At 58.1% G+C, this 15,939-nt stretch carries 13 protein-coding genes; 8 read left to right on the top strand and 5 right to left on the bottom strand.

Going from position 1 to position 15,939, the window contains the following annotated elements; translation table 11 throughout:
* Positions 1-4: 4 nt before the first annotated feature.
* From hutH to AVI_RS21400, 5 genes are all read left to right on the top strand, one after another.
* The gene (gene hutH, locus AVI_RS21420; RefSeq protein WP_012654228.1) at positions 5-1,543 is read left to right on the top strand and encodes a histidine ammonia-lyase; all 1,539 of its coding nucleotides are present in this window, start codon (positions 5-7) and stop codon (positions 1,541-1,543) included.
* A complete protein-coding gene (gene hutG, locus AVI_RS21415; protein ID WP_012654227.1) occupies positions 1,544-2,350 on the top strand; it encodes an N-formylglutamate deformylase in 807 nt (268 codons plus the stop codon). It begins immediately after the preceding gene.
* Positions 2,351-2,352: 2 nt separating this feature from the next.
* Positions 2,353-4,026: a urocanate hydratase gene (hutU, locus tag AVI_RS21410; protein ID WP_012654226.1), complete on the top strand. Its 1,674-nt coding sequence runs from the start codon at positions 2,353-2,355 to the stop codon at positions 4,024-4,026.
* 1 nt (position 4,027) lies between these two features.
* A complete protein-coding gene (locus tag AVI_RS21405) occupies positions 4,028-4,600 on the top strand; it encodes a HutD/Ves family protein (RefSeq protein WP_012654225.1) in 573 nt (190 codons plus the stop codon).
* A gap of 161 nt (positions 4,601-4,761) precedes the next feature.
* Entirely contained in the window at positions 4,762-5,364 is a 603-nt protein-coding gene (locus AVI_RS21400; RefSeq protein ID WP_041698630.1) for a TetR/AcrR family transcriptional regulator, read from the top strand.
* Positions 5,365-5,455: 91 nt separating this feature from the next.
* Here AVI_RS21400 and AVI_RS21395 read toward each other — a convergent pair whose 3' ends face one another.
* From AVI_RS21395 to AVI_RS21385, 3 genes are all read right to left on the bottom strand, one after another.
* Positions 5,456-6,937, bottom strand: coding sequence for an aldehyde dehydrogenase family protein (locus AVI_RS21395; protein WP_012654223.1), 1,482 nt, complete (start codon positions 6,935-6,937; stop codon positions 5,456-5,458).
* A gap of 22 nt (positions 6,938-6,959) precedes the next feature.
* The gene (locus AVI_RS21390; protein WP_187152393.1) at positions 6,960-8,738 is read right to left on the bottom strand and encodes an FUSC family protein; all 1,779 of its coding nucleotides are present in this window, start codon (positions 8,736-8,738) and stop codon (positions 6,960-6,962) included.
* A gap of 395 nt (positions 8,739-9,133) precedes the next feature.
* Entirely contained in the window at positions 9,134-10,600 is a 1,467-nt protein-coding gene (locus AVI_RS21385) for a carotenoid oxygenase family protein (RefSeq protein ID WP_012654221.1), read from the bottom strand.
* 99 nt (positions 10,601-10,699) lie between these two features.
* Between AVI_RS21385 and AVI_RS21380 the strand changes: the two genes are divergently transcribed.
* Positions 10,700-11,452, top strand: a complete 753-nt coding sequence (locus AVI_RS21380) for a TetR/AcrR family transcriptional regulator (RefSeq protein WP_012654220.1) — start codon at positions 10,700-10,702, stop codon at positions 11,450-11,452.
* 69 nt (positions 11,453-11,521) lie between these two features.
* Here the strand turns inward: AVI_RS21380 and AVI_RS21375 are convergent, their stop codons facing one another.
* Positions 11,522-12,688, bottom strand: coding sequence for a polysaccharide biosynthesis/export family protein (locus AVI_RS21375; protein ID WP_041698627.1), 1,167 nt, complete (start codon positions 12,686-12,688; stop codon positions 11,522-11,524).
* 269 nt (positions 12,689-12,957) lie between these two features.
* On the bottom strand, positions 12,958-13,896 hold the full coding sequence (locus tag AVI_RS21370; protein WP_012654218.1) for a LysR family transcriptional regulator: 939 nt from the start codon (positions 13,894-13,896) through the stop codon (positions 12,958-12,960).
* A 256-nt stretch (positions 13,897-14,152) separates the two neighbouring features.
* On the opposite strand from AVI_RS21370, the gene AVI_RS21365 reads away from it, so the two are divergent.
* The gene (locus AVI_RS21365) at positions 14,153-15,106 is read left to right on the top strand and encodes a ring-cleaving dioxygenase (RefSeq protein WP_012654217.1); all 954 of its coding nucleotides are present in this window, start codon (positions 14,153-14,155) and stop codon (positions 15,104-15,106) included.
* A 134-nt stretch (positions 15,107-15,240) separates the two neighbouring features.
* A complete protein-coding gene (locus AVI_RS21360; RefSeq protein WP_012654216.1) occupies positions 15,241-15,888 on the top strand; it encodes an alpha/beta hydrolase in 648 nt (215 codons plus the stop codon).
* The last annotated feature ends 51 nt before the right edge of the window (positions 15,889-15,939 follow it).

Genomic DNA, 15,939 nt, shown 5'->3' with positions numbered 1-15,939 from the left:
CACTATGACCATTACCCTTCACCCCGGCTCTGTGCCGCTGGCCGATCTGGCGAAAATCTATTGGCATGGTGAGCCTGCCGTTCTGGATCGCAGTTTTGATGCGGGCATTGAGCGCGCCGCCGCCCGTATTGCCGCCATTGCTGCGGGCAATGAGCCAGTGTACGGCGTCAACACCGGCTTTGGCAAACTGGCCTCCATCAAGATTGATGCAGCCGATACGGCCACGCTTCAGCGCAATCTCATTCTCTCCCATTGCTGCGGCGTCGGTGCGCCGCTGGCTGAGAATATTGTGCGGCTGATTTTGTCGCTCAAGCTGATTTCGCTGGGCCGTGGAGCCTCCGGCGTGCGGCTGGACCTGGTGCGGTTGATTGAGGCCATGCTGGAAAAAGGCGTGATTCCGCTGATCCCGGAAAAGGGCTCTGTCGGCGCATCTGGCGATTTGGCCCCGCTGGCGCATATGGCGGCGGTGATGATGGGCGAGGCAGAAGCCTTTTATCAGGGCGAAAAACTGCCGGGCAGGATTGCGCTGGAACGCGCTGGCCTCACCCCGGTTATTTTGGCCGCCAAAGAAGGTTTGGCGCTGATCAATGGCACGCAGGCCTCCACCGCTTTGGCTTTGGCAGGCCTTTTCCGCGCCCATCGCGCCGCCCAAGCCGCATTGATAACCGGGGCGATGTCTACCGATGCGGCAATGGGTTCCTCGGCACCATTTACCGCCGATATTCACACGCTGCGCGGCCACAAGGGCCAGATCGATACGGCTGCCAGCTTGCGGGCTTTGCTGGAAGGCTCGGTGATCCGCCAAAGCCATCTGGATGGTGACGAGCGCGTGCAAGACCCCTATTGCATCCGCTGCCAGCCGCAGGTGGATGGAGCCTGCCTTGATCTGCTGCGGATGACCGCCCGCACCTTGGAAATCGAGGCCAATGCGGTGACGGATAATCCGTTGGTGCTGTCCGATGACAGTGTGGTGTCTGGCGGCAATTTTCACGCCGAGCCAGTGGCCTTTGCGGCCGATCAGATTGCCATTGCCGTGTGTGAAATTGGGGCCATTGCCCAGCGGCGCATTGCGCTTTTGGTGGACCCGACCCTGTCCTATGGCTTGCCAGCGTTTTTGGCGAAAAAACCGGGCCTCAATTCCGGCCTGATGATTGCCGAAGTCACCTCTGCCGCGCTGATGAGCGAAAACAAGCAGATGGCCCATCCGGCCTCCGTCGATTCAACGCCAACGTCTGCCAATCAGGAAGACCATGTGTCCATGGCCTGCCACGGTGCGCGGCGGCTGTTGCAAATGACTGAAAACCTGTTTGCCATCATTGGCATTGAGGCTCTCACCGCAGCTCAAGGCGTGGAGTTTCGCGCACCCCTCACCACCAGCCCGGAGCTGCAAAAGGCCATGGAGACCTTGCGCGCCGTTGTGCCGACGCTGGAAGAAGATCGGTTTATGGCCCCGGACTTGGCGGCAGCCAGCGCTCTGGTGGCCGATGGGTCTTTGGTGGGCAGTGTATCCTCTGGGATTTTGCCGGGGTTGGAGGGGTTTTAAATGTCCAACATTTTTGAGATCACCCAAGGCACCTCGCCCGTCATCCTCGCCTTCCCGCACACGGGAACGGATGTGCCACCTGCCATCTGGAACCGCCTCAACGACAACGGCAAACTGCTGGCCGATACCGATTGGCATATCCACCATCTGTACAAAGACCTGTTGCCAAACATCACCACCGTTCGCGCCACGTTCCATCGCTATGTGATTGACGCCAATCGTGATCCGGCAGGGGTGAGCCTCTATCCGGGGCAGAATACCACGGGGCTTATTCCGGACACGGATTTCGACGGAAAGGCAATCTGGATTGATGAACCGACTGAGGCGGATATTGCTGAACGTCTGGCAGCCTTTCACGCCCCCTATCACGCAGCACTTCTCTCCGAGATTGAGCGCGTTAAGGCCCTTCACGGCGTGGTCGTGCTCTATGATTGCCACTCCATCCGCGCAAACATTCCTTATCTGTTTGAAGGCCGCTTGCCGGATTTCAACATCGGCACCGACATGGGCCGCACCTGTGATGCCGCCATTGAAGCGGCAACGGTGGAGATTGCCGCAACGGCTGAAGGTTACACCTCCATCGTCAACGGCCGCTTCAAAGGCGGCTGGACCACGCGCCATTATGGCAAGCCAGACACCGGCATCCACGCCATTCAGATGGAGTTGGCGCAAGCCTCTCACCTTGCCACAGAAGCGCCGCCCTTTGCCTATGATGCGGAAAAGGCAGGTCGCTTGCGCGTGCATCTCAAAACCATTCTCGAGCGGATTGAGCAAATCGCGCTTCAACTGAAACAAAAGGGGGAATGATCATGACCAACCCACGCCACAATATCCGCGATGTGCGGGCTGCCACGGGCACGGAGCTATCGGCCAAGAGCTGGATGACCGAAGCCCCCTTGCGCATGTTGATGAACAATCTCGACCCCGACGTAGCCGAGCGTCCGCATGAGCTGGTGGTCTATGGCGGCATTGGCCGCGCCGCCCGCACATGGGAGGATTTTGACAGGATTGTTGCCACGCTGAAGACGCTGACCGAAGAAGAGACGCTGATTGTGCAATCGGGCAAGCCAGTGGGTGTGTTCAAAACCCATAAAGACGCGCCACGGGTGCTTATTGCCAATTCCAATCTCGTGCCGCATTGGGCCACATGGGACCATTTCAACGAGCTGGATAAGAAGGGACTGGCCATGTATGGCCAGATGACCGCAGGCTCGTGGATCTACATTGGCACCCAAGGCATTGTGCAGGGCACCTATGAAACCTTCGTGGAAGCGGGTCGCCAGCACTATAACGGCAACCTCAAAGGTAAGTGGATACTAACCGGCGGTCTCGGCGGAATGGGTGGCGCGCAGCCGCTGGCAGCCGTTATGGCCGGTGCCTGCTGCCTTGCGGTGGAATGCGATGAAACCCGCGTGGATTTCCGCCTGCGCACGCGCTATGTTGATGCCAAGGCCCACACGCTGGATGAAGCCCTAGCGTTGATTGACCAATGGACAAAGGCAGGCGAAGCCAAATCCGTGGGCCTGATTGGCAATGCTGCCGACATTTTCCCTGAACTGGTCAAGCGCGGTATCCGTCCCGATATTGTCACCGACCAGACCTCGGCGCACGATCCGATCAATGGTTATCTGCCCTCCGGCTGGACCGTTGCCGAATGGCGCGCCAAGCAGGAAAGCGATCCGAAAGCGGTGGAGCGTGCCGCCCGCGCCTCGATGAAAGTGCATGTCGCCGCCATGGTGGATTTCTGGAACATGGGCGTTCCCACGCTGGATTACGGCAACAATATCCGCCAGGTCGCCAAGGAAGAAGGGCTGGAAAATGCCTTTGCCTTCCCCGGCTTTGTGCCTGCCTATATCCGCCCGCTGTTTTGCCGGGGCATTGGTCCGTTCCGTTGGGCTGCTCTTTCGGGTGATCCAGAGGATATTTACAAGACCGATGCCAAGGTGAAGGAATTGTTGCCAGACAACAAGCACCTGCACAATTGGCTGGATATGGCCCGCGAGCGCATTGCCTTCCAAGGCCTGCCCGCCCGCATCTGCTGGGTGGGTCTGGGCGATCGCCACAAACTGGGTCTGGCCTTCAACGAAATGGTGCGCAGCGGCGAACTGAAAGCCCCCGTTGTCATTGGTCGTGACCATCTTGACAGCGGCTCCGTTGCCTCGCCCAACCGCGAAACCGAAGCGATGAAGGATGGCTCGGATGCCGTATCCGACTGGCCGTTGCTGAATGCGCTGCTCAATTGCGCATCCGGTGCCACATGGGTATCGCTGCACCATGGCGGCGGTGTGGGCATGGGCTTTAGCCAGCATTCGGGCATGGTGATCTGCGCCGATGGCACCGATGATGCGGCGCGGCGCCTGGAGCGGGTGTTGTGGAACGACCCGGCCACCGGCGTCATGCGCCATGCCGATGCGGGCTATGACATTGCACTGGATTGCGCCAAGGAAAAAGGCCTGCGCCTGCCCGGCATTCTGGGCAATTGAGATGCAGATTCTGCGTCGGGAAGACTATCGCCGCATGCCCTGGAAGAACGGCCAGGGCATGACAGAGGAAATCCTGATTTTTCCGCCTGAAAGTGGCCTTGGGGATTTCGATTACCGTCTGTCCATCGCCCATGTCGGCGCGGACGGCCCTTTTTCGACCTTTCCCGGTGTGGACCGCAGCATTGCACTTCTTGAGGGCGGCGGCATGGTTCTGTCGCTACCGAACAGGCAAGACGTAACTCTTGAACAAGGCGGTGCCCCCCTTGCCTTTTCCGGCGATTGGGCCATCGCCAGCCGCAATCTTGACGGCAAAACCATCGATCTCAATATCATGTCCCGGCGCGGCCGTTTTCGCCACACCATGCAACGGGACAATTTGGAAATGCGGCACGGCCAGATGACCACAACACTGTTGATTTTCAACAGTGACGCCACTGTCATTGCCAGTGGACAAACCATCTCACTGCGCCGTTTCGATACCCTGGTGTTTTCGCCAGGAGATCCACTGGACCTGACACTCACGGCGCAGTGCGATCTCCTCACCGTGACGCTAGACGCAGGGTATCAAAGCTGAAGAAGATTGTTCCTTCTGCGACACAGAACCTTAACCTGGCAAGAATTTTAGGATAGTTCTCGTGGAGAATGAACACTTGAAGCCTTGAGGCATCAGGGATAGCGATGATCCTCAATATGTGGATGCATCAGCATCTTCGATGTATTCCGACCAGAGAACCCATGCGGACAAAAAGCGAGACGAAACGACGCCAGATCCTGACGATTGCCGGGAATCTGTTCCGGGAACACGGATTTGGCGCCGTTAATATGGCGCAGATCGCGGCCTCGGTCGGCGGATCGAAATCGACCCTTTACAATCATTTCCCCTCCAAGGAAGCCTTGTTCGAAGCCTATGTGATTGAAGCAGGGCGCGAACCCTTTGCAGCTCTGGCCGATAGCAATCAGGCTGGCGACAATGTGGAAAAATCGCTGACGGCCTATGCGCGCGCCTACCTGCGGCTACTGCTGTCGCCGGAAGTTCTCGCCATCAACCGGCTGGTGATTGCCGAAGCGCCACGTTTTCAAGAGCTTGGCAGGATCTTCTATCAGAATGGACCCCGGGCCACGCTGGACCAGATCGAAAAAAAGCTGGAGCATCTGGTCGAACGCCAGGCGCTTGCCATCCCGGATATCGCAATGGCGGCCTTACAGTTCAAGGCAGTGGCCGAGGCGGGTCTTTATGAACACTGCCTCTGGGGCCTGATTGATCGCCCGAATGACGCGCAAATCGAGACCGCAGCGAAAAATGCCTCCACCACCATCCTGACGCTTTATAGCCGCTGAAACGCTGGCCGACCGCTCTTAACGACAGAATCATGCGTTTTATGAAACGTCTGATGCTGTCGTGTCCGTGCGATAAACGAAGCGCCTTCGGTCAGAAGGGATATTGCAGGGGAATGCTTTGGGTGGTGATCAGGTGATCACAGGTGAATTCCGCGATGACCCAATCGCTGTTGAAACGCCCGATACCACTATTCTTTTCACCACCAAACATGGCATTGGGGCTATCGGCAACGGAAATATCGTTGATATGGGTCATGCCGGCATGGATGCGCTTGGCAAACCGCAGGCCACGCCCTTCATCGCGTGTGAAAACCGCACTGGAAAGTCCGAATTCGGTCTGGTTGGCGAGTTTCAGCGCGTCCTCCTCACCATGAGCCTTGATGATCGGAACAACGGGGCCAAACAGTTCACTTTGGGCCAGCGTCGAGTTGTTATCGACATCAATAAACACATGCGGCGGCAGGACCTGGCCTTGCGGTTCACCACCCAACGCCAGATGAAGGCCAGAGGCCTTGGCTTCATTAATTTTTGCCAGGATACCGTCAAGCTGGCGCTTGCTGATGATCGGACCGATATTGGTGCCGATCAGACTGGGATCACCATAGGTAAGTTTGGAGGCACGCTCAATGAAGCGAGTGACAAACTCGTCATAGATCGAGGCATCAACGATGATCCGGTTGGTGCTCATGCAGATCTGGCCCTGGTGCAGGAAACGGCCAAAGAGCGCGCCACGGACGGCCAGATCGAGATCCGCATCATCAAGCACGACGCAGGGCGCATTACCGCCAAGTTCAAGCCCCACCCGTTTCAAGGTTGAGCCCTGCATGGCAAGCTGCCCGATATGACGACCGACGCGTGCCGATCCCGTGAAGGAAATGAATTTCGGCACGGGATGCAGCGTGAACATGTCGCCGATTACCCCGGCAAGGCCGACGACCACATTCAGGAGGCCGCCCGGCAGGCCAGCCTCTTCATAAATCTTGGCAATCATCAACCCGCCGCTGATCGGGGTCTCTTCCGCCGGCTTGACAACCACCGCATTGCCGAGCGCCAACGCCGGTGCGATCGACCGATGCGACAGATGCATCGGCATGTTCCAAGGGCTGATGACCCCGATGACACCGAGAGGAGCGCGATGCACCCGCACATCCTTTCCCGGCACTTCGCTGGGGATAATCCGGCCCTGGACGCGCGATGGCATGCCGGACACTTCCAGCATCATATCGCGCACCGAGGCCCATTCAATCTCGGCCTTTATGCGCGTGCTGCCGGATTCGGCGATGATCATATCGACGATTTCAGCATGCCGTTGTTCAACGATCTGCGCCGCACGCAGAAAGACATCCCTCTTTACACTGGCGGGCCTATCTGCCCAATCGCGCTGCGCCGCTTCGGCAGCCAAATAGGCCGCATCAAGATCCTCTACTGAGGCCAGTGCGATTTCAGCAATCCTCTCCCCGGAATAGGGATTGTTGACGTTAAGGATGTCACCTGCGGCGCCAGGACGCCAAATGCCGCCAATATACTGGCCGCTGTAAGCGCCATAGGATTCCGACCGAGCGATCGCGTTCATTGTTTTTCTCCACAATTGGAATTCAAAGGGATGCGTGGGGAACCAGGACCGGATCCCGTTTCAGAAGGGTCGAGAAGACCGAATGGTGGTGCTCCCAGTTTTCAGGAGCCGCTTTCAGTGCTTCGAGTGCAAAGTCGACATAGCGCCTGTCGAGCGAGGCGATGTCATCGCGCCCGCGCCGCTCCAGAAGACGGCCAAGCATGGTCACAAGGCAGAGAAGCAGATACACGTCCCGGCTGGTTTCTGAAGGCGCAACAAGCCGCAGACTTCCCATGCGCAGGATGCGCTGGATCATTCTGAAGCGGCGTTGCAGCACCTGTTCATGGCTTGCAAGCCGGGCCGTGACCTCAAGATCCTCCGTCAAACGGTTGCGCAGCACTGTCAGCACCAGCCGGTGATTGACCGGAAAAACAAACCGGAAGGCGAGTGCCGCCGCCGCCACGCCCGCCACCATCGCCAAGGTCTGTTCGACCGCAAGCCAGGGCGATACCGCCACCGGAAAAACCGGCTGGGCGGCGAGCAGAAAGGACATGTTGCCATCAATGGCCGCTTTGGCGGTTTTCGGACGCGACATGGCATAGGCGCCCACTGCCAGGAAAGGCGCCACCATCAACAGCATGTCCAGCGAATTTTCCGCATGCGGCAGCAGAAAGATCCGAGAGAACATGCCAAGCGTTGCGCCGCACAGCGTCCCCTTCAATGCCTCACCAACCGCGAGCTGAGGTGCTTCATGGCTTGAAAACAGCGTCACGAATACGGCAGCCGTCATGAGCATGACCGGACCCAGTGACCAGCCGGTAAGCTTCCAGACCAGGGCCACCGCGCTCAGCGCAAGAAAAGTCCGGCAAAAGGCAATTGCTGCCGCCCTTTTGTCCGAAATGCGCAAGGCATTGAGGTCCAGCAGGCGATTGACCGGCTGGACAGCGGAAAGCTCACCCAAATAATTGATCGCAGCGGTCACGGCTGCGGACAATTGCGGGGCATGATCGCCAATTGCCGTGACGGCAGCGTGGGCAGCCTCGATATCACCACGCCCAAGCGCCTGATCGACGAAGGCCAATGTGTCGGCGGTCTTTTCCGCCCTCACCTGCGGTTCCTCGAGTTGGCGGGCGGTCATCGCTTCAGTGACCAGAATTGTCGAGGCGGCGGCAATGTGACGGGCGAACCGGGCGCGCTGGTGCCCTGTGAGCGAGCCCGCGGCCAATGTATCGAGATCGGCGTCCATTTGGACCACCGCAGAGAAGAACTGTTGCACGGGTTCACCCACAGTCTCCTCACGGGTTTTCAGCAAGGTCGCCGAAAGCGACAGAGCTTGACGCAGAAGTGCCAGCGAGCGGGTATGAACCATGTCCTTGGTCGCCCCCGGCGCGAAAAGCACCGTGGCGACAAGCGAAGCCACCACGCCTATCAGGGTACAGGCGATCCGTGACCAGGCAAGTTCATGGCCAAGCTGGGGCTCGATCAGACCCGACATGGTAACGACGGCAGCGGTATAGCCGGCCAATAAAAGCCCATAGGAGCGGAAGTGGCGAAAGAACGACCCAGCCGCGGCACACAGCGCAACCCAGCAAATCAGCACCGACAGCTGCAGCCCGGGTGCAGCGCTCAATTGCCAAAGCATTAGAAAACCGACAAGTGCCCCGATGATAGTGCCAACCAGACGCGCCAGCCCCCGCTCGACCACCAGGCCACGGGTGGGCTGAGCGACCAGCCACACGGTCATTGCCGCCCAGTAGGGATGGTGAATTTGCAGCAAAGTGGCCAGCGCCATGGCAAGAATGGCGGCAATGGTGGTGCGCAAGGCAAAGCTGACGCTGGGGCCTTTTAAGAAAACAAATCGACGCCGCCACCGGTTTACATCACCACATGTTGTGTTTTTTGTCGCTGGGGACATGCGGTCGGTTCTCTTCAAGGGTGGCAGGGGGCCGAAGATCCACCAGGCAAGACTGGGTTCAGCTTGGACTGCCTATTCGATAATAGTGGCATGCCAGCCGGTCCTGGCGAGATTTCCTGATGACAACGCGCCCTTGCGAAGATGCAGGAAATGCGTTTGCAAATATCTCACGTTTTTTTCTGCATTTGACATATTTTCAAGGTCTTCAAGGCGCGGATACGTGAGCAACTTCGCCTTGCTATCCGTGCATCGGGCTGAAAATCGTTCCCGGCTTTCAGCCCGATACTTTCCTTCAGGCGACGTCAAACCGCCTTCAGCTGATCGCCCGGCACCCAATTGCCGTGCAACGACATGCGTAGACGCATCGGCAGCTTGATGGTCGCAATCGGACCGTCGGACAGATGTTGCGCATCCAGCACGAGGAGATCCGTGGCGCGCTCCGCCAACCGATTAACCAGACCGATCACATAGCCATCGCCTTCCGGCGCATCCGGCCGGCGTGGCACGAAGATCGGCTCCTGGAAACAGGACTGGTCATCGGCAAACCAGAGCTGGGTCTTTCCGGTTGCAATATCCAGATGCGCCAACTGGTTGAAGAACTGAAACGGACGCGGGCCGATCCGGGCTTCGTCAAAGGGCTTGGTTGGATCCATGGCGATCACAAAGCCATGGCGATATTGTCGGCCGCAATAGCGGTCGTCGCTGCGGGGGAACTCACACGCGAAACTGGTGAGCGGCTTCACTTCGATATTGTTACCGTTCGACCGCATGTCGAAGGTCCAGCGCATCATCTGCGACGACAGGGTTTCCGGCGGCGGCACCGTGCCATCCGATTGCGGGAAGAAATAGAAGATATTGCCTGATGTAACGGGCATATCGACAAAGATCCTGCCGCCGTCATCGAAGGCGTTCAGGGTGTGGCCCTGGAAGCCGTTGGGCGCCTTGAACCAACGAACATCACGTCCGTCGCCATCCCGGCGCAGAATGCCGAACAACTGATCCAGACCCGGCTGCCACTGGAAGTGCTTACCGCCCTGCTTCATCCGCTCCAGATCCGCCGTTAACGGCATCAGCGGGAAAATCACGAAATGCTCCGTGACCGCAAAATCATGGATCATTGCGGCATAAGGTGCAGTGATCCACACTTCACGCTTCATCCGGCCATGCTTGTCGATCTCGTAATAGACGATGTCGGGTGTGGCCTCGCCTTTGGCCTCGTAGCCGAAACACAGCAGATCGCCGGTTTCAGGGTCAAATTTCGGATGGGCCGTGAAGGTCGCGCTGGTCAACTGACCATCGAAATCATAAAGACCGATGGTTTCAAGCGTGATCGGGTCGAGGGCATAAGGAGGGCTATCCTCCTTCAGCGCCAGCAGCTTGCCATTGTGAACAACGACATTGGTATTGGCGGTGGAGTTGGAAATATCCTTGACGCTCGGATCATTGGTAAAGGGATTGCGATAGATCCCATGCAGGGAGGCGCGGGCGTCGCGCTGAGCCTTCAATCGCTCGGTCATCACGTAACGACGCTGAAAATCCACATGGCCGTTCTTGAACCGGAAGGCGCTGACAGCGCCATCGCCATTGAAGAAAATGTCCTCTCCAAGCATTGGGGGATATTGCGGGTCGGGAGCAACCTGAAAGAACGTGCCGTCGATCTCCTCGGGCACCTTGCCCTCCACTTCGAGATCATAAACCTGGCCTTCAAAACGGGCCGGCTTATAGAGCGATCCAGTAAATTCAGGCTTATTTGGAAATGGGACTGTCATCGGATTGACCTTTCATAACCGTACGATATTGTACATATACAGCCATGTGACAGACGTCAAGTTATAAACGTACATCCCAGTACGATTTCAGGAGGCGCCATGCGTGTCAGAACCCAGGCCAAGCGCCAGGCCATTGTCGACATCGCCGGGTCGATGTTTCTTCGCCATGGCTATGCCCAGGTATCGATGGCGGCGGTGGCGGCAGAAGTCGGCGGATCCAAGGGAACGCTCTACGGCTATTTCCCAAGCAAGGCGGATCTCTTTGCAGCTTTTGTCGTCCAGGCGGGTGAAGATGCCTTTGCCCCTTTGATGGACGCCATCGACAAGGAGCAGGACGCGGCGAATACGCTGAAAGCACTCGGAATGAACTATCTGAGGCTGCTGCTGCGCCCTAAGATCATCGCAATTACCCGTCTGGTGGTGTCGGAAGCAGGCAGGGCTACCGATCTCAGCGCGATTTACTTCGACATCGGTCCGCGCCGGGTGCTGGACCGCTTCATACAGATTTTCGAGACGATGAAGATGTCAGGGAAACTTGTCCCACCCGATAGCGCGCAGGCGGCGCGAGAATTCAAGGCGTTGTGCGAGGCCGGTCTTTATGAACCTGTGCTGCTTGGTGTAGCCGGTATTCCGAGCGAACGCGACATGGAGGCCAATGTCGCAGCCACGGTCGATATTATGTGCACGAGGTATGGACCGACAAAATCGCGGCGGCGACCGAAAGCCCCTGCAAAACAGTCATCGACCACCCGGGTGACACGCAGGAAAAAGCCGCCGGACGGCGATGTCCTGCGCCAGCAGAATGATCTGCTACCCGAAAAAGCTCACCAAGAGCAATCCTATAGAACTTGATATATATCAAGCACTTGACTTGTTTTCATGGGGCATAGCGGGGGCCATTTTCAATGGCTCCCCTTAAACTCAATCCGTCAAACTGCGAACGCCGGAGGCCGTACCAACAGGGGTTGCGATCAATTGCATGAACTTCATGAAATCGACCGTTGGATGACGCGACGCATAGATGACATCGCGGCTCTTGATCGGGAAACTCTGGCCAACAATCAGGCTATCGGGTGAACGCATGTTGAACCGGTAGACGATCGGGTATCGGCCATCCTTGCTCGCCACCATGCCCTTGGACTGCAATTCGTGGAACCGCTTGGCACCCAGAATATCCATGACGATTTCCGGCTCCTCGTAGCGGAACACGAAATAGCCTTCCGCATCCACCTGGCTGTCGGAACCGCCGCCGCCAAGCGCAATGGCTTCAAGGAGGTTCAGATCATTGGCGCCGAAGGGTACCCGGCCATTCTTCTGGACTTCACCCAGAATGGTGAAGGTGCGCGGATCGTGGGTGACATAGATCTGGTCGCGCGGCTCGACATAAATGTTTTCACGCGGATTTTCGATCAGCGACTTCAAAAGCACGCTGGCGGATTTGGTGCCGCGTACCAGGGTTACGTAGGATTCGTAGGGTTCGCTGGAAGCCCCGCCAGCCCGTGCGATCACCTCGGTGAGCTTGTCTCCGGCCAGTGTCAGCTCCACATTCGACGGCTTGCCGACGGAGCCGGAAACCGTGACGGAACGCGAGGCAGTACCTGCTGCCGTGACAAGGACATCAGGCTCAACCGCTTTATTGACCAGTTTGGCCAGAATAGCCTTGCGTGCTTCTTCCTGGGTCTTGCCGGCCAGGACGATTTGTCCGACATAAGGAATGGTGCCGGTTCCGTCCGGCTGGATCACCACATCAATGGTCGTCTGCTTGGACTGGCTCGTTGAAAATAGCCCGTCCGATCCCGCTTCGAAAATGCTGATCTTCAACTGATCGCCAATCCCGATCACCACCCGACCAGCCCGCCCGCCAATGCCGAACCGGCGGCTGAACATCGAATTGGAAAAACCGGAAACCGTGCGAGCAGTCCGCTGATCGACATCTACGACATCGAAAACCGATGCATTGGGCCTGTTTAGCTCCTGCCTTGACTTACCTGCCTGGCTCTCGATCTGCGAGGAAAGCGGCCCTGAGGCCGGTAGAGTATCGCATGCTGCAAGACCCGCAGTAACAAAAACTGCGACAACCTTTTTCAACGGGTAACTCTCCACTCGCACAACTCCTTGGCGCTTCCACAGTGCGACTGCCATCGCAGACGGTGGGCGCAACAAACTACTAGCGACCTTCTACGGTCGTTTCAAGATACCCTCTCTACGCTGACACTATTCAAACAATCTTAACGAATTCTCACCCATCGGCTTTCAACAGGAACTGCATGACAAAGATTGTGCCGTAAAGACGCAGACGGCATAGCAAGGTAAACTTTCCCCGGCCTGATCCTGGCCGCGCCGCGACCACAGCGACATCAACGCTGTTGGAGAGTGTCGGAACGGCCCGGCAGTTCCCCCTCGATCAAAGGTCGCAGCGGGATCAACTGAGCGGCAATGAAATCCATGAACACACGAATACGGGGCGAATGCCGCAGGTCCTGATGGGTCAACAGCCAAAGGCTGGCGGAATAATCAGGAATGGTCGGCGAAAGCCGAACCAGGGCGGGGCGTACGTCGCCGATGAAACAGGGAATATGGCCGATGCCGATGCCTGCCTCAACCGCGTCGGCCAATGCCAGCACAGAATTGGCGCGGTAGCGCAGCTGTTTTGGCGCCAGCTGCTGCTTGGCCGCCTTGACCACTTTCAACCCCGCCATGTCTTCGCCTAGGCAGGCCCAGTGAGCGGCATTGAGTTCTGCCGGCTTAGGGGCGGATGCGGCGGCAAAATCCTGGCCGCGACCGTAGAGTGCCCAGGCGATCAGGCCGATGCGCCGCCCGACAAGCATGTCCGGCGGATTGTCCGTGGCGCGGATGGCAATATCAGCATCCCGCCGCGAAAGGTTCAAAGCATTATTGCCGATCACCACATCCAGCTGAATGTCAGGATAGGCCTGCTGGAAGCGGGCAAACAAGGGCGTCAGCAAATAGACCAGCAGACTGTCAGCCGTCGTCACCCGGATTTCACCGGCCGGCGCAATCTCCCGGCCCTGCAGGCGGCGCTCCAGCTGGGCGACCTCCGCCTCGATCCGCTCGGCAGTGCGCACCGCTTCTTCCCCGGTCGGCGTCAGTGCATAACCGGAGCGCCTGCGCTCAAACAGCGGCACACCCAGCGCCTCTTCCAGGGCGCCCAGCCTGCGGAACACGGTGGAATGATCAATCCCCAGCGTCGCAGCCGCCCCAGCCATGCCCAATGCCTGGGCGATAGCCTTGACGAGCCGCAGATCGTCCCAGGCCAAGGATTTTGCTGCCCGCATGATAAGCCTCCGCGTTTATTTCCAGAATGCATTCTGGTTTCTTATAACGCAAAGTCAAGTTTGCATGAATGCAAGCAAAACCAGCTGCAATCCGAACGCCAAGCGCCTATCTCTTGGTCATCGAAAGCGCCGCATCATTGCCGACATCGGGAACCGAAGTCCAATCCTGCACCTGCTTTCATAGCCCGAGAACCCGATTAGCGGTAATTGAAACCGCCCGGCGTCCTCAATGCTGACCAAGCAAAGGAGAGTTCACATGGCACACGGCATTCATCACGTCACAGCTATTGCTGGCCCAGCGCGCCGCAATCTCGATTTCTACACCCGGGTTCTCGGCCAGCGCTTCGTCAAGAAGACTGTGAATTTCGACGATCCCGGCACCTATCACTTCTATTTCGGCGATGAGGCAGGCAATCCGGGCACGATCATGACCTTCTTCCCCTGGGAACACGCCGCACCGGGCCGCCTCGGCATCGGTGAAACCCAGGAAACCGGTTACCGGGTTCCCAAATCCTCCCTGGGGTTCTGGGCGCACCGTTTTATCGAACAGGGCGTCGTGCATGAAAAGCTCGAACAGCGCTTTGGCCAGACAGTCCTGCCCTTCAAGGATCCGGATGGGATGCGACTTGCCCTGGTCGGCATTGAAGACATCGAACACGAAGCCGCCTGGGCTGCACCGGGCATTCCTGCGGAGCACGCGCTGCGGGGATTTCACGGGGTGACGCTGCTGCTGGACAAGATTGACGCAACGGCTGCTGTCCTGACCGATGTGTTCGGCTTTGAACAGCAGGGCAAGGAAGGCTATGTCACCCGGTATCATGTGCCTGGCACGGAGATCGGTGGGGTTGTGGACCTGCGCGCCGCCGGTGAATTTCTGCCCGCCCGGCCAGGTGCTGGCTCGGTGCACCACGTTGCCTTCAGAGCGAAGGACGATGCAGAACAGGCGGAAATGGCCGAAAAACTGCGTAAGAATCACCGCTTGCAGACAACGGAACAGAAAGACCGGGACTATTTCCGCTCGATCTATTTCCGTTCTCCGGGTGGCGTGTTGTTCGAAATCGCCACGCTCGACCCCGGCTTTGCCGTCGATGAACCGGCAGAAAGCCTGGGTCAGGCCTTGAAGCTGCCGAAGGGCCTTGAAGGCTTCCGGGGCCGGATTGAGGGCATGTTGCCGGATATCAGCCCCCTTGGCGAGACCAAGCAGGCTTAGTCAGAATGCTACAAAATGCGGCGCGCTTGCGAAACGCGCCGCCAAAACAATGTCGCAACGCGCTGGCTTTGCTGCATAATTTCGTCGAGGCCAAAATCCTTATTTTGCAGTAGGCAGCACAGGAGAGATCCGACATGACCCATTCCCCCATCTCGTCATTCATCCATCAGTTCGTTCCGGCGACGGTGCCGAACCTTGCGCCCTTGCTTTTGCTGCATGGAACAGGCGGCAACGAAAATGATCTCTTGTCGCTTGGCGCTGCCCTTTCACCGGGTGCGGCTCTCCTATCACCCCGTGGACAAGTCCTGGAACACGGCATGCCACGCTTCTTCAGACGGTTGGCGGAAGGTGTGTTCGATGAAGATGACCTGCGGGTGCGGGCAGCGGATCTGGCCGGCTTCATAAAGGAGGCCCGTGCGGCTCATAACCTGGCAGCCCCGGTCGCCGTCGGTTTCTCCAATGGCGCCAATATTGCCGCGGCTCTGCTGTTGCTGCATCGCCAGGCCTTGGCTGGTGCGGTACTGTTGCGGGCCATGACCCCGTTTAAATCGCCGCCGGTGGTGCATGACACTGCCGATGGCGTGCCAGTTCTCATCCTATCTGGAGCGATGGATCCAATCGTTCCCGCAGACAATGCAGAACGATTGGTCGGCTCGCTTCAAGCTGTGGGCCATACGGTCAGCCACGAAATCCTGCCGTCGGGGCATAATCTCACTCAACTCGATCTATCAATCAGCAAGCAGTTCCTCGACACGAATTTCGCGCCGGCTGCTACCACCTGATATGACGGGTGTTTTGGGCCGCGGATAAAATACGGCATCTCCGTCCAAAGC

Origin of the sequence: Allorhizobium ampelinum S4 (genome assembly GCF_000016285.1) — a bacterium.
In the GTDB taxonomy this organism is placed as follows: domain Bacteria; phylum Pseudomonadota; class Alphaproteobacteria; order Rhizobiales; family Rhizobiaceae; genus Allorhizobium; species Allorhizobium ampelinum.
Note: the sequence above shows the minus strand (reverse complement) of the source record. Positions and strands in the feature narration are given on the sequence as shown.